11 protein-coding genes are annotated in these 13,852 nt (G+C 72.6%); 7 read left to right on the top strand and 4 right to left on the bottom strand.

Annotated features, from left to right (window positions below; translation table 11 throughout):
* Window positions 1–14 precede the first annotated feature (14 nt).
* From ACZCAH_RS05595 to ACZCAH_RS05585, 3 genes are read right to left on the bottom strand one after another with little or no spacing between them, the layout of a single operon-like run.
* On the bottom strand, window positions 15–1,220 hold the full coding sequence (locus ACZCAH_RS05595) for an ABC transporter permease (RefSeq protein WP_464340132.1): 1,206 nt from the start codon (window positions 1,218–1,220) through the stop codon (window positions 15–17).
* Entirely contained in the window at window positions 1,217–2,098 is an 882-nt protein-coding gene (locus ACZCAH_RS05590; RefSeq protein WP_464340131.1) for an ABC transporter ATP-binding protein, read from the bottom strand. The genes ACZCAH_RS05595 and ACZCAH_RS05590 overlap by 4 nt, the downstream gene beginning before the upstream one ends.
* Window positions 2,095–3,162, bottom strand: coding sequence for an efflux RND transporter periplasmic adaptor subunit (locus ACZCAH_RS05585; protein WP_464340130.1), 1,068 nt, complete (start codon window positions 3,160–3,162; stop codon window positions 2,095–2,097). The genes ACZCAH_RS05590 and ACZCAH_RS05585 overlap by 4 nt, the downstream gene beginning before the upstream one ends.
* Window positions 3,163–3,492: 330 nt before the next feature.
* Here ACZCAH_RS05585 and ACZCAH_RS05580 point away from each other — a divergent pair, with 330 nt between their 5' ends.
* From ACZCAH_RS05580 to ACZCAH_RS05560, 5 genes are all read left to right on the top strand, one after another.
* Window positions 3,493–4,425 (top strand): serine hydrolase domain-containing protein, encoded by a 933-nt coding sequence (locus ACZCAH_RS05580; RefSeq protein WP_464340129.1) that lies wholly within the window; start codon window positions 3,493–3,495, stop codon window positions 4,423–4,425.
* 56 nt (window positions 4,426–4,481) lie between these two features.
* Window positions 4,482–5,807, top strand: coding sequence for a hemolysin family protein (locus ACZCAH_RS05575; RefSeq protein WP_464340128.1), 1,326 nt, complete (start codon window positions 4,482–4,484; stop codon window positions 5,805–5,807).
* A gap of 61 nt (window positions 5,808–5,868) precedes the next feature.
* Window positions 5,869–7,611: a pyruvate dehydrogenase gene (locus ACZCAH_RS05570; protein WP_464340127.1), complete on the top strand. Its 1,743-nt coding sequence runs from the start codon at window positions 5,869–5,871 to the stop codon at window positions 7,609–7,611.
* A gap of 83 nt (window positions 7,612–7,694) precedes the next feature.
* Window positions 7,695–8,909: a mannose-6-phosphate isomerase, class I gene (gene manA / locus ACZCAH_RS05565; protein WP_464340126.1), complete on the top strand. Its 1,215-nt coding sequence runs from the start codon at window positions 7,695–7,697 to the stop codon at window positions 8,907–8,909.
* Window positions 8,906–9,139: a hypothetical protein gene (locus ACZCAH_RS05560; protein WP_464340125.1), complete on the top strand. Its 234-nt coding sequence runs from the start codon at window positions 8,906–8,908 to the stop codon at window positions 9,137–9,139. The genes manA and ACZCAH_RS05560 overlap by 4 nt, the downstream gene beginning before the upstream one ends.
* Here ACZCAH_RS05560 and ACZCAH_RS05555 read toward each other — a convergent pair.
* Window positions 9,103–10,218 (bottom strand): TlpA family protein disulfide reductase, encoded by a 1,116-nt coding sequence (locus ACZCAH_RS05555; protein ID WP_464340124.1) that lies wholly within the window; start codon window positions 10,216–10,218, stop codon window positions 9,103–9,105. The two genes, ACZCAH_RS05560 and ACZCAH_RS05555, sit on opposite strands and share 37 nt — an antisense overlap.
* A gap of 111 nt (window positions 10,219–10,329) precedes the next feature.
* Between ACZCAH_RS05555 and ACZCAH_RS05550 the strand changes: the two genes are divergently transcribed.
* Both ACZCAH_RS05550 and ACZCAH_RS05545 read left to right on the top strand, forming a co-directional pair.
* Window positions 10,330–11,787, top strand: a complete 1,458-nt coding sequence (locus ACZCAH_RS05550) for an aldehyde dehydrogenase family protein (protein ID WP_464340123.1) — start codon at window positions 10,330–10,332, stop codon at window positions 11,785–11,787.
* Window positions 11,788–12,170: 383 nt separating this feature from the next.
* Window positions 12,171–13,808, top strand: coding sequence for a M48 family metallopeptidase (locus ACZCAH_RS05545; protein WP_464340122.1), 1,638 nt, complete (start codon window positions 12,171–12,173; stop codon window positions 13,806–13,808).
* The last annotated feature ends 44 nt before the right edge of the window (window positions 13,809–13,852 follow it).

The following is a 13,852-nucleotide window of genomic DNA, read 5'->3' as shown; positions in this document are numbered from 1 at the left end:
CCGCGGCCCGGGCCTCAGCTCCGGATCGCGTCGATCACCCGGATGCGGGTCGCGATGAGTGCGGGGAGGGCCCCGGCGAGCACGCCCACGGCGGTCGCGGCGATGAGGCCCGCGAGCACGGCCGAGATCGGGAAGGGCGGCACGTCCACGAGGCCCAGGTTCTCGAAGGCGGAGGTCACGAACGGCGCCTTGACGAGTGCCACCGCCCCGGCCACGCCGACCGCGCCGGCGACCACCGTCGCGACCACCGACTCCATGAGCACCCCGAAGAAGATCCGCCCGCCGGTCGCGCCGTAGGAGCGGCGGATCCCGATCTCCCGCACCCGATAGCGCACCGTGACCAGGGAGATGTTCACCAGGCCCATGCCGCCGAGCAGCAGCACCAGCAGAGCGACCACGACGATCGCGTTGCGCAGCACCCCGAAGCCGATGTCGTCGACGGAGAACGAGGAGGGGAACACGTCGAAGCTGCCCGCGGGAGTGTCCCGCAGGGCGGTGACGAGGCGATCCATGATCTCGTCGGACTGCTCGGGCGGCACCCACAACACGTACTCGGAGGTGCGCACGGACTCCTCGGTCATGCCGGGCAGGGTGTCCATCGCATCGACCGCCATGTAGGCCATCAGGCCGTAGTCGGTCATCTCGTCGGCCGGGAGCACGCCGATGATCACCGCCTGCTCCGTGCCCTGCGTACCGCTCTCGCCGTAGAGCGTGACCGGCTCCGAGCCGAGGGCGGGACGGCCGAGCGCCTCGTACATCGGCTGGTTCACCACGAGAGCCGGGGCGAGGCGGGAGCGGTCGGAGTCCGCGATCCAGCGACCCTCCTCCGGCTGCATCCGGTACATGCCGGCGTAGGCGGGGTCCACACCGGTCACCTCCGCGTTCCGCACCCCCTGCGGCGTCTGCACGCGGGTGGAGGCGTACGCTTTCCGGGAGCGCTGGTCGATGCCGAGGCGGTCCACCTGCTCGAGGACCAGCTCGTCCTGCTCGGCGCCGGTGACCTCCCCGCCCCCGCTGGGGTACACGGTGAGGATCTTGTCCCGGCCGCCGGTGCGCTCGAAGGACTGCTCGAGGGCGCTCGAGAGCATGCCGCCGGCGCCGAGCACCGCGGTCAGCGCGAACACGGAGAAGGCCACCCCGATCAGGGACAGCAGGATGCGGCCCTTGTTCACGCGCAGCTCGCCGAGGGCCTCGACGATCGAGGCGATGAACCCGGTCATGCGTCGTCCTCCTGAAGGTCCGGGGTGGTGGGGGAGGCGGTGGCGACGGTCCCGCGCCGCGATCCGGCGGAGGCGCCGGGGCCGACGGGGGCGACCGCGCCGACGGCGGCCAGCGCGTCGGCCGTGCCGACCTCCGCGCGGCCGGCGCGGATCCCGGCGGTTCCGCCGAGCGCCTCGCGCGTGCCGGGGGCGTCGACCGCGTGCAGCCGGCCCTCGTCGAGCAGATAGGCGCGGCGGGAGAGGGCCGCGACCTGCAGATCGTGGGTGATGGTGACGAGCGCTGCGCGGGACTCGCGGGCGATCTCGTCGAGCAGGGCCATGACGGCCTCGCCGGTGGTCACGTCGAGGGCTCCGGTCGGCTCGTCGGCGAGGATCAGTCGCGGCCGACGCACGAGCGCGCGCGCCACGGCGACCCGCTGCTGCTCGCCGCCGGAGAGGCGGGAGGGGACCTGGTCGGCGCGGTCGGCGAGGCCGACCCGGCCCAGCATCTCCAGGGCCAGCTTCTCGCGCCGCCAGAACTGGCCGGCGGAGCCGTACATGAGGGGCATCATCACGTTCTCCAGCGCGGTTCGCCGGTCCAGCAGGTTGAACTGCTGGAAGACGAAGCCGATCGACTCCCCGCGGCGGCGGGCCCGGCGGCGCTCGCCCATGCGGGCCACGTCCTGGCCGTCGAACAGCAGCTCGCCGCCGGTCTGTCGGTCGATCAGGCCCAGCAGGTTCAGCAGGGTCGACTTGCCGGAGCCGGAGCGGCCGACGACCGCGATGTGGTCGCCCTCCTCGACGACCAGGTCGATGCCGCGCAGGATGTGGAGGTCCTCGCCGCCGGGCAGGCGGACCGAGCGGCGAAGATCGCGCAGCTCGAGCAGGGGAGCGGTCACCACATCTCCACCATCTCGTCCTCGGGGGCGTCGACGCCGGGCACGAACTGGAGGATCTCCTGGCCCTCCTCGAGGCCCTCGGTCACTTCCACGATCCCGTCCCCGCGCAGGCCGAGGCCGACGGTGACCGGCGTCGGCTCGCCGGTCGCCTCGTCGAGGACGTACACGGTGCCGGCCTCCGCCTCGCCCTGGACGGCGGTGGTGGGGACGGTCAGCACGCCGGCGCGGGAGCCGAGGTCCACGCGGATCTCTCCCTCGAGCCCGGCGACGATGCGGGTGCCCTCGGGGACCGCGCACTCCAGGCGGGCCGCGGAGACCTCGGCGGGGATCTCCTCGCCGGTCATCGGGTCGATCTGCGGCTGGCCGGGCTCCTCGACCTCGGAGTCCTCGTCGATCGCGGGGGTCTCGCAGGTGATCGGGTCGACGCTGCTGGACAGGGTCGCGGTGGCGGCGATGTCCACGTCGAGCAGGGACAGCTGCTGCTCGGGGGTGAGGTCGGCGACGATCGAGTAGGTGCCGGGGGAGATCGTGGCGACCTCCTGCTTCAGCTCCAGGCCGTCCCACTCCTCGAGGTCCATGTCGCGCAGCACGCCGTCGGCCGTCGCGCGCAGGTTCACGTAGCGGTACTCCTGCTCGCCCGAGCCGGAGGCGACGGGCGCCGCCTGCTCCTCGACGGGCTCCCCGCCGTCCTCGGTCGAGGGCGGCACGACGGGCATCTCGATCGGGTCCGGCTCGACCGGCACCCGCACCTGCAGCACCCGGTCGCCCTCGGAGACGGCGTCGCCCTCGTCGGCCCAGATCTTGGTGATCTCCCCGGCGGCGGTCGCCGTGAGGGCGGTGCCGGGGTCGGGCTGGACCAGCGCGTCGAGCACCAGCTCCGAGGAGATGTCGCCCCGCGTGACGGGGACCAGCGCGAACTGGTCGAACTCGGCGCTCGGGGTGAGCGGGTCCTCCGCCTGCTCCTGGCCGCTGGGGAAGAAGGCCATCTTCGCGAGGGCGAGGGCGATGATGCCCAGGATCAGCATCCAGATCACGGGGAAGACGTAGCGGCGCAGGACGTTCATGGTGCCTCTCGGTCGGGACGGCGGCGGGTCGGCCGACGGGGGAAGGGGGCGGGGCGAGCGGATCGCGATCGCGCCGACGGCGGCGCGGCAGGAGGCGCTCCGGGCATTCTTCCCAGCGACGTGCAGGCCCGCACCGGACTTTGGTCGGTACCGGTCTCCCTCCGGAGGCGGATTCGAGAGGCCCGTGTGGATTCGAGAGGCCCGCCTGGACCCGAGCGGACCCGAGCGGATGTGAGCGGTCTGGAGCGGAATCGCGCGGGACCCGGCAGGTCCTGGCTGGTCCTGTTGGGGGGGTGCCGCGCGTGGGCCGACCCGCATAGGGTCGTCCCCATGCGCCCCGATGATGCCGTCGCCCTCCCGGACCACCTCCTCCTGCTGCCCCTGCGCCAGCGGATCCTCGAGCGGCAGCTCGGGGTGCGATCGCTCCACCTGCACCGTCGCGGGCACGAGGACGTCGCCCATCTCTTCGCCGATCCGACGGTGGAGAACGTCTACTCGGTCTCGAAGACCGTCACCGCCCTCGCGATCGGCATCGCGCAGGCCGAGGGGCTGCTGGACGTGGAGGATCCGGTGCTCGAGCACCTGCCCGTCCCTGCGGGCGGGGCCGCCGCCGGCTGGGAGGACGTGCGCATCCGACACCTGCTCACGATGACCTCCGGCTCCCCGGTGCTCGGCTTCGAGGACCCGGAGCGGGATCACCCGGACCTCACCGCGCTGCTCCTCTCCACCCCGCTCGCCAGGCCCGCGGGGGAGCGGTGGGAGTACTCCAACGGCTCGATCTTCCTGCTCTCGCGGATCATCGAGCACGAGTCGGGGGAGATCCTGCGCGACTGGCTGATGCCGCGGATGTTCGCGCCGCTCGGCCTCGTGAACCCGCAGTGGCACACGGCCCGCGGCGGCCACACCTGGGGTGCGACGGGCCTCCACCTCAAGCCCTTCCAGCTCGCCCGCATCGGCCGGCTGCTGCTGGAGCGCGGCGCGTGGGAGGGCCGGCAGCTGGTCCCCGGGGAGTGGATCGACGCGCTCCACGCCGAGGGGACCTGGGTCGCGACCGGGGATGCCGAGCCGGAGAACACCCGCTACGGCTACGCCGTCTGGGCCAGCACCCCCGAGGGGCACTGGCGCGCCGACGGCGCGTACGGCCAGTTCCTGCTGGTCATGCCCGATCGGGAGGCGGTCCTGACGGTCACCTCGCACCTTGAGGGCCGGGGCAGCTCCGAGATCCTCCGCGCCGTGTGGGAGGAGCTGCTTCCGCTGCTGTGAGCGCTCGGGCGCCGCTGCGGTGGGCGGGGAGCATCCCGGGGCACTAGCGTGGCCCCATGGACCCCTCCGTGCTCGTGAACATCCTGCTGGTTCTGCTGTTCGTCCTCGTCGGCGGTATCTTCGCCGGCACCGAGATGGCGATCGTGAACCTGCGGGAGTCGCAGATCGACCAGCTCGAGGAGTCGGGGGAGCGCGGCGCGCGCACCGCCGCGATGGTGCGCGACCCCAACCAGTTCCTCTCCGCCGTGCAGATCGGTGTGACCGTCGCCGGGTTCTTCTCCTCGGCGTACGGGGCCTCCACGATCGCCCCCTCCCTCGTGCCCGTGCTGACGAACCTCGGACTGTCCGAGGGGACCGCGGGCACTGTCGCGCTGATCGCGATGACCCTGGTCATCGCGTATCTCTCCCTCGTCCTGGGCGAGCTCGCGCCCAAGCGGCTCGCGATGCAGAACGCGATGGCGATGACGCGCATCGTCGGTCCGCCGCTGCAGCTCTTCGGGCAGGCGATGCGCCCGGTCATCTGGCTGCTGTCGGCCTCGACGAACCTGGTGGTGCGCCTGCTCGGCGGTGACCCGAATGCCAACCGCGAGGCGGTCTCCGCCGAGGAGATCAAGGCGATGGTGCGCGACTCCGACGCCCTCGACCAGGCCGAGTCGCGGGTGCTCGCGGACGTCTTCGACGCGTCCGAGCGGACCGTCGTCGAGGTCATGCGGCCCCGCCACCAGGTCCGATTCCTCGACGGGAGCGACACCGTCGCCGCCGTGCGGGACCAGATCCGCGACACCGGCTTCTCCCGCTATCCCGTCACCGGGGAGGACGTCGACGACGTGATCGGTTTCGCGCACGTGCGCGACCTGATGCTCGCCGACGACCCCGCCACCACCCGGCTCGCCGACCTCGCCCGGCCCATCGAGCACATCCCCGGCACCGTCCAGGTGCTCTCCGCGATCAACCGGATGCGCGCCGGGGCCCTGCAGATCGCGGTGGTCGTCGACGAGTACGGCGGCACCGACGGCATCGTCACCCTCGAGGACCTGCTCGAGGAGCTCGTGGGAGAGATCTACGACGAGTTCGACGCCGAGGGCTGGCCCGGCTCGGGCGGCCCCGAGCGGATCCTCGACGCCGACGGCCGCCTCGAGGGCGGTCTCATCCTGCAGGAGTTCCGGGACGCGACCGGCATCGAGCTGCCCGACGCGGGCGGCTACGAGACCGTGGGCGGCTACGTCATGGCGAGCCTCGGCCGGATCCCCGAGGTCGGCGACGCGGTCGAGATCGACGGCGGCCGCCTCGAGGTCACCGAGGTCGACGAGCGCCGCGTGCAGACCGTTCGATTCGTGAGGAACGAGACCCCGACCCCGGAGGAGCCGGGCGAGGAGGGCTAGGCTCGATCCCATCGCGGCCTGCAGGACGCGGGCCGCTCCGTCGTCGATCCCAGGAGAAACCATGGCCCGCACCAGTCTTGCCCGCCTCCTCGTCACCCAGCTGCGCGACCTCGGCGTCGAGCGTATCTACGGGGTGGTCGGCGACTCGCTGAACCCCGTCGTCGACGCGGTCCGCACCACCGAGGGCATCGAGTGGGTGCACGTGCGCAACGAGGAGGCCGCGGCCTTCGCCGCCGGCGCCGAGGCCCGCCTGACCGGGAAGCTCGCCGTGTGCGCCGGCTCGTGCGGCCCGGGTAACACGCACCTGATCCAGGGGCTCTTCGACGCGCACCGCGACGGCGCCCCCGTGCTCGCCCTCGCCTCCCACATCCCCTCGGAGAAGATCGGCACCGGCTTCTTCCAGGAGACCCACCCGGAGATCCTGTTCCAGGAGTGCTCGCACTTCTGCGAGATGGTGAACTCCGGCCCGCACGGCGCGACGCTGCTGCACATCGCGATCCAGACGGCGATCGCGAAGCGCGGCGTCTCCGTGCTCGTGATCCCCGGCGACGTCGCGGACCAGGAGGTCGACGGCCCGCTCACGAAGGACCTCGCCGTCGAGCTCGGCGCCGTGCTGCCGGCCGCGGGTCCCGTCGGCCGGCTCGCCGAGATGATCGACGAGGCCCGCTCCGTGATGCTCTTCGCCGGGGCCGGCGTGGAGGGCGCCCGCGAGGAGGTGCTCGCGCTCGCCGAGGCGACGAAGGCGCCGGTGGGGCACGCGTTCGGTGGCAAGCAGTGGATCCAGTACGAGAACCCGTACGACGTCGGCATGAGCGGGCTGCTGGGCTACGGCGCCTGCTACGACGCGATGCACGAGGCAGATCTCGTGATCCTGCTCGGTACGGACTTCCCCTACAGCGAGTTCCTCCCGCAGAACGAGAAGGCGAGGATCGTCCAGATCGACGCGGACGCCTCCCGCCTGGGCCGCCGCGTGCCGCTCGATCTCGCGCTGCACGGCGACGTCGCGCTCACCCTGCAGGCCGTCCTGCCGCTGCTGCAGGGGAGGAAGGACGCGAAGTTCCTGCAGAAGATGCTCAAGACGCACCACAAGGCACTGCAGGGCGTCGTCGCCGCGTACACGAAGAACGTCGAGCGGATGACGCCGATCCATCCCGAGTTCGTCGCGGCGACCCTCGACGACCTCGCCGACGAGGACGCCGTGTTCACCGTGGACACCGGCATGTGCAACGTGTGGGGCGCCCGCTACATCACCCCCAACGGGAAGCGCCGCCTGTTCGGCTCCTGGCACCACGGCACGATGGCGAACGCGCTCCCGCAGGCGATCGGCGCCTCGAAGGCGTTCCCCGGCCGGCAGGTCGTCTCCATGAGCGGCGACGGCGGCCTCGGCATGCTCATGGGGGAGCTGCTCACCGTGAAGCTGCACCAGCTGGACACGAAGATCGTCGTCTTCAACAACTCGAGCCTCGGCATGGTCAAGCTCGAGATGCTCGTCGAGGGCCTGCCGGACTACGGCACCGACCACGAGGGCGTCGACTTCGCGGCGATCGCGGCGGGCGCCGGCATCACCTCGGTGCGGATCACCGACCCCAAGAAGCTGCGCAAGGAGATGGAGAAGGCGCTCGCGATCCCAGGCCCCGTGCTCATCGACGTGGTCACGGACCCGGCGGCGCTGTCGATGCCGCCCAAGATCAGCCCGCAGCAGATCCGCGGCTTCGCGACGGCGTCGACGAAGATCGTGCTCGCCGGCGGCGTGGGCAAGATGCTCGACATGGCCTCCGCGAACCTGCGCAACATGCCGCGCTGAGTGGGGCACGAGGGGGCGGGCGCGCCCCGGACGGGCAGGGACGAGGCAGGACCGCACGACAGCACAGGGGAGGACCGCCGGGCATGTGGGAGCTCGATAGCCGCATCCAGCATTACGCCTGGGGCTCCACCACGGCGATCCCGGAGTTCCTCGGCCGTGACGGGGACGGCACTCCCTGGGCGGAGGCCTGGTACGGCGCGCATCCGCTCGCGCCGTCCCCGCTCGTCGGCGGATCGCAGTCCGGCACCGGGTTGGACGCCCTCATCGGGGCGGACCCGCGCCGGCTACTCGGAGACGGCGTGCATCGCGCCTTCGGCGCCCGCCTGCCGTACCTGCTGAAGGTCATCGCCCCGGAGAAGCCGCTGTCGCTGCAGGTCCACCCGGATCGGGAGCATGCAGCGGAGTCGTACGCCGCGGAGACCGCCGCCGGGCTCCCGCTCGACTCGCCGCTGCGCAACTACCGCGACGACAACCACAAGCCGGAGATGCTGATCGCCCTGACCCGCTTCACGGCGCTGTGCGGCTTCCGCACCCCGCGGCGCGCCGTGACGATCCTCGAAGGCATCGGCACGGACCTGACCGACCGCCTGCACGGACTGCTCACCCGCCAGCCCACGGCGCACGGGATGCGCGCCGCCCTCCGCATGCTGATCTCCGCGTCGATGCGGCCCGCTCCGGACACGGTGCAGGAGGTCGTCGCGGCATGCGCGGCGCGCGCCGCGGCCGGCCGCTCACCGTCCCCGCGCATCGACCGCACTGTCGCGCTGCTCGCCGAGCACCATCCGGGCGATCCCGGCGTGGTCGCCGCCCTGCTGCTGAACCCGGTCACGCTCCGCCCCGGGGAAGCGATCTTCGTCCCCGCCGGCACCCTCCACGCCTATCTCCACGGGGTGGGGCTCGAGATCATGGCCGCGAGCGACAACGTGCTGCGCGCGGGCCTGACCCCGAAGCGCGTCGACGCCGACGAGATGCTGCAGTGCGTCAGCGTCGCCGCCGCGCCGCCCCTGCGGGTCGCCCCGGAGCGGCAGAACGCGACCTCGGTCGCCTACTACGCGCCGGTCGACGACTTCGAGCTGTCCCTGACCACGCTCGAGGACCCGCCCGGCACATATCGCGCGAGCCATCGCGTTCCCGGCAGCGGCCCCCGCACCCTTCTCGGCCTCGAGGGCGAGGTGCTCCTCCAGTCCGACGCGGGCCGCCACGTGCTCACCGCCGGGCGGGCGCTGTTCGTCCCGGCCGACGCCGGCCACCTCCACGCAGGCGGTGCGGGCCGCTTCGTCCAGGCGAGCGTCCCGTGACCCGCTTCCGACGGCCCCCGATGGTCAGCGAGTGGGACGGGCGCGACCTATGGCTCGGCGCGCTGCCGGACGGCCCGATCCTCCGCCTCGGCGGCGGCGCGGGCGCCCTCGCGATCGAGCTGATGACGGCCGACGAGCAGCGGGACTGGAGCGTCGCGGAGCTCGTGACACGTTGTCTGTTTCCACACCCACGTCAGATCGACGGGGATGCCAGCTCCCCGTCCGCCTGAGCCTCCCGGATCTGCTCGAGGATCTCCTCGACGAACTGGATGACCTCGTCGCCGCCGCGCACCGGACCGCCCGCGAGCAGGCCGTCGGCGCCGAGCAGGACCGCGCTGGGGGTGCCGTGCGCGTCGAGGGCGGTGCGGGCGATGAAGTCCGGGTCGTGCAGCACCTGCTCGCCGATCCGCTCCAGGGTGCCGGGGAAGAGCTGCCCGATCGGCCGCTTCACCACGGCGAGGACCTGCAGGAACGGGCCCAGCTCGGAGATCCAGCCGGGCATCCGGTCCAGTGCCCGCTCGCACGGCCCGCAGCCCTCGGAGACGAAGACCAGCAGTGCCGCACGATCCGCAGTGAGCCTCTGCAGGGTCACGAGCGAGCCGTCGGCCCGCTGCAGCACCGCGGGCGGGATCGGCGTGCGCTCGTAGTCGAGCAGCTCGTCGTCGGCATCGAGGACGGTGCCGGGACCGGCGGCGTGCCCGCCGTCGGCCGACGGACCGGCGGGAGCCGCGGGAGCGGCGGGACCCGTGGACCGCGACCGCGCGACGGCCTCCGCCTCTTCTTCGTCGTCCTCGCTCTGCGTCCCCGCGACCACGAGGACGGTCAGCAGGATCGTCCCCGAAAGTACGAGCACCTGGACGAGCAAGAGCAGGGGGGTGCGCACGAGCGTCTCCGACATCGTGCCGGTCGCGGCCGCGACCAGGGTCAGCGCCGCGAGCGCGCTCAGCAGCACGTTGCGGGCGAGCGTCGCCTTCGAGACCGTGGGTGCGCTGAGCGATCCGAAGCAGGAGCAGGACACCGTCTCCTCGAAGGTCAGGGCCCGCGCGATGATCACCAGGTACGCGAGCATGAGCAGCAGCGCGATCCCCCCGAGCACCACCTGCAGCGGCACCAGCGGCACCCACACCATCAGCGCCAGCACGATCTCGAGACCGGGGAGCACGGAGGCGATCAGCGGGTGGACGCGGCGCAGCGGGAGCCGCAGCGAGACCATCGCATCCTGGGTGCCGCGCCGGTCGCCGAGCTTCGCGATGCCCGAGACCAGCAGCGCCATGCTCTGCAGGATCGGGGCCGCCATCAGGATGCTCATCGGATCCACTCCTCGCCTCCGCGCGCCGGTGCCGGGCGCCATGATCGTCGTCCATTATCGCGGCGGGCGAGGTCCTGTGGCGGCGCAGGTAGTCCGCCTATCGTGGAATCCATGAGCGCATCCGACACCGACCAGAGCCCTGCGGCCGATCACGACGCCCCGCCCGACGCCGTTCCCGCTGTCGTCGCCGAGCGGATCCTGGCCGACGTCGAGGCGCTGCGGGAGTCCGCCGCCCTCGGCCATGCGCAACCCGTCGAGGCGCGGCTCGAGCAGCTCGCCGCGCTGCGCCGCGGGATCCGCCGCGAGCAGGACCGGATCGTCCGCACCCTCGCGCAGGATCTCGGCAAGAGCGAGACCGAAGTGCTGATCACCGAGATCGGCCCGACCCTTTCCGAGATCGACCACGCGACCTCGAACCTCCGCTCCTGGGCGCGGCCCCGCGCGATCCCGATGGGCGCCCTGCTGGCCCCCGCGAGCGGGCGGCTGCACCCCGAGCCGCTCGGGACGGTGCTGATCATCGCCCCGTGGAATTACCCGGTGAACCTCACCCTCGGCCCGCTGGTCGCGGCGATCGCCGCCGGGAACACGGTGCTGCTGAAGCCCAGCGAACTCGCCCCGCACACCTCCGCCGCACTCGCCCGTCTGGTGCGCGAGCATCTCGATCCCGCCTGGGTGCGGGTCGTCGAGGGCGGGGTCCCGGAGACCACCCTCCTGCTCGAGCAGCGCTGGGACCTGATCATGTACACCGGAAACGGCCGCGTGGGCCGGGTTGTCGCCCGCGCCGCCGCGGAGCACCTCACCCCCACCCTGCTCGAGCTCGGCGGGAAGTCGCCCGTGTTCGTCGATGGCGACGTGGACCTGCGCGTGGTCGCGCGCCGGATCGTGTGGGGGAAGTTCACCAACGCCGGTCAGACCTGTATCGCCCCCGACTACGTCATGGCCCGTCCCGAAACCCTCACCGCGCTGGTGCCGCACCTGATCCGCGCCGTCCGCGCCCTGTACGGGAAGGACCCGTCCCGCAGCCGCGACTACGGTCGGATCGTGAACGAGCGGCACCTCGACCGGCTGCTCGGACTGATCGATGACGAGAAAGTGGTGCTCGGTGGGGCCGACGGGGTCGATCGCGCGTCCCGCTACCTCCCGCCGACGATCCTCGCCGGTGCCGACTGGTCCGACCCCGTCATGCAGGAGGAGATCTTCGGACCGGTGCTCCCGCTGCTGGCCGTCGACGGCCCTGCCGAGGCCGTCGCCCGCATCGCCGCCGGGGACAAGCCCCTGACCGCGTACGTCTTCACCGGCTCCGCCGCGGTGGAGGAGATGTTCGTCGAGGGCACCAGCTCCGGCTCCCTCGCCGTGAACGTCGCGCTCGCCCACATCTCGAGCCCCGACCTGCCCTTCGGCGGGGTGGGGGAGTCCGGGACGGGCGCCTATCACGGCCGCGCCGGCTTCGAGGCGTTCAGCCACCTCAAGCCCGTCGCCCGCAAGCCGCTCCGCCCCGACACCCTGCGCCTGGTCCAACCGCCCTACGGCCGAGCGGCGCGCGCCTTGCTCCGACGGGTGATGGGGTAGGGGAGGCCGGGGCCCCGGAACGCCCCGCCCCATCCCCGGAGCCCCCTCTATGCCCCGAAACCTCCGGCCCATCCCCGAAACCTCCGGCGCATCCCCGAAACCTCCGCAGACTTGGGGTTATGAGGGCTCTATTCCCCCAGAAGTGCGGGGGTTTCGCGGACCCCGGGCCCCGCATCCTCGCATCGGGGAGTGGGCATCCTGCATCGCGCGGCCGACCCCGGTCCGCCGAACGGAGGACAGCGCGCGCTGACGGGGCGACCGTCGTCGCGAGACCCCCAGACCTCCGTCCACATTCGGCTCCCGGGCGCGCGGTGGCGGGGCGGACGACGATAGCCTCGCTCCAGCAGTCGTCATCGCCTGCCGGATCGAAGGAGCACATCGCCATGTCCCAGCCCCCTGCAGGCCCGCCCGGACCCCCGCCTCAGGGCTCCGGTGACCCCGCGGGCCGGCCCGCCGGCGGCGGGTACGGCGGCCCCTACAGCAGCCAGTACGGCCAGCCCGCGGCCCCGGGCCCCACCTCGAGCGGCCCCGTCGGTCAGCCCTCGGCCCCGGGCCCCGGCGGCAACTCCTTCGGCTCCCCTTCGGCCCCGGTTCCGGGCATGCCCGGCTCCTTCGGCTCCCCCTCGGCGTCCGGCGGTGCCGGGAGTTCCGCCGCCGGGGGATCCTTCGGCGGAGGCTCCGGCACCGGTCCCGGGGGCGGCGGCCCCTTCGGCGGCGGCCCGGGCAGCCCCGGCGGTGGTCCCTTCGGCGGTTCGCCGACCCCGCCGCCCCCGGGGCCCTCCCGCCCCGACGGCCCGACGCTGATCAACGGTGCGACCACCCATGGTGTGATGGGCCAGAAGGCCATCCGCCATCCCGCGGAGCTCCCCCTGCTGTGGGTGGGCGTCTCCCTCACGGTGCTGTCGTACCTGCTGTGGACCATCCTGATGTTCTCCACGGTGTACCTGCGCATCGCCGAGGGGCAGGCCTCGGTGGACGAGCTGTGGCGCTGGATCAGCATCGCCCCGTTCCTCATCCAGCTGGCGCTGATCCTCCCCCTGGCCCCGTTCCTCATCTTCTGGGGCCGCGCGATCTACTACGCCCAGATGCGAGCCCGGGCCGTGCGCATGAGCCCCACGCAGTTCCCCGAGGGCTACCGCATGGTCGTGGAGGCCGCCGAGAAGTTCGGGATGCGCAAGGTCCCGGACGCCTACGTCCTGCTCGGCAACGGCGTGATCAACGCCTTCGCCTCCGGCCACGGTTTCCGCCGCTACGTGGTGCTGCACTCGGACATGTTCGAGATCGGCGGGGCGACCCGCGACCCCGAGGCGCTGCGCTTCGTGGTCGGCCACGAGGTGGGCCACCTCGCCGCAGGTCACGTCTCCTACTTCCGTCACCTGTTCACCGTGGTGATCGGCATGATCCCGTTCCTCGGCCCGGCCTTCTCCCGCTCGCAGGAGTACACCGCGGACAACTTCGGGTACGCCTTCGCTCCCGGCGGGGCGCCCGGCGTGATCGGAGTGCTCGCCGGCGGCAAGTACCTGAACGCCGAGGTGAACGTCAACGAGGTCGCGGACCGTGCCGCGACCGACCCGAGCTTCTTCGTGCACTGGGTGAACTGGTCCTCCTCGCACCCGATCACCACCTGGCGCGCCCATGCCCTGCGCGACCGCTCGAAGCCGGGCTCGCTCATGATCCGCCCCAAGGGCGCGCTGTACACCTCGCCGCTGCCTCCCGGGCACGTGTGGTCCAGCCGCTATCCGTCGCCGGGCGATGCGCTGGCGATGCTGGACGCCGCGGACCGCGAGCGTCCCGCCGGGGCTTCCGGCCAGTTCGGCCGCTTCCCCGGGGTGGACTACTCGGATCGGCCCGCCGCCCGCGAGATGCAGACCGCCGCCCCGCAGATCTCGCCCCGCACGGGCTACGTGATCCCGGCCGGTCCCTATGCGGACGACGCCCGCGGCTCGAAGGCCACGGTCGCCCCGCAGACCGGCCCCTACGGTCCCGGCGGCGGGCAGCCGCCGATGCCCCCGCAGGGCTGACGCCCCGCAGGGCTGACGCCCGCACCGCGCCGTCGGCGGCGGAG

It is taken from the genome of Brachybacterium sp. B718/18 (genome assembly GCF_055454375.1).
The sequence above is the reverse complement of the archived record's forward strand: the minus strand, read 5'-3'. Positions and strand labels throughout refer to the sequence as shown.

Bases quoted from the DNA above. Each gene is read 5' to 3' on its own strand.
- ACZCAH_RS05545 (WP_464340122.1), top strand. From the start codon at position 12,171: ATGTCCCAGCCCCCTGCAGGCCCGCCCGGACCCCCGCCTCAGGGCTCC.
- ACZCAH_RS05585 (WP_464340130.1), bottom strand. From the start codon at position 3,162: ATGAACGTCCTGCGCCGCTACGTCTTCCCCGTGATCTGGATGCTGATC.
- ACZCAH_RS05575 (WP_464340128.1), top strand. From the start codon at position 4,482: ATGGACCCCTCCGTGCTCGTGAACATCCTGCTGGTTCTGCTGTTCGTC.
- ACZCAH_RS05595 (WP_464340132.1), bottom strand. From the start codon at position 1,220: ATGACCGGGTTCATCGCCTCGATCGTCGAGGCCCTCGGCGAGCTGCGC.
- manA (WP_464340126.1), top strand. From the start codon at position 7,695: ATGTGGGAGCTCGATAGCCGCATCCAGCATTACGCCTGGGGCTCCACC.
- ACZCAH_RS05550 (WP_464340123.1), top strand. From the start codon at position 10,330: ATGAGCGCATCCGACACCGACCAGAGCCCTGCGGCCGATCACGACGCC.
- ACZCAH_RS05555 (WP_464340124.1), bottom strand. From the start codon at position 10,218: ATGAGCATCCTGATGGCGGCCCCGATCCTGCAGAGCATGGCGCTGCTG.
- ACZCAH_RS05580 (WP_464340129.1), top strand. From the start codon at position 3,493: ATGCGCCCCGATGATGCCGTCGCCCTCCCGGACCACCTCCTCCTGCTG.
- ACZCAH_RS05570 (WP_464340127.1), top strand. From the start codon at position 5,869: ATGGCCCGCACCAGTCTTGCCCGCCTCCTCGTCACCCAGCTGCGCGAC.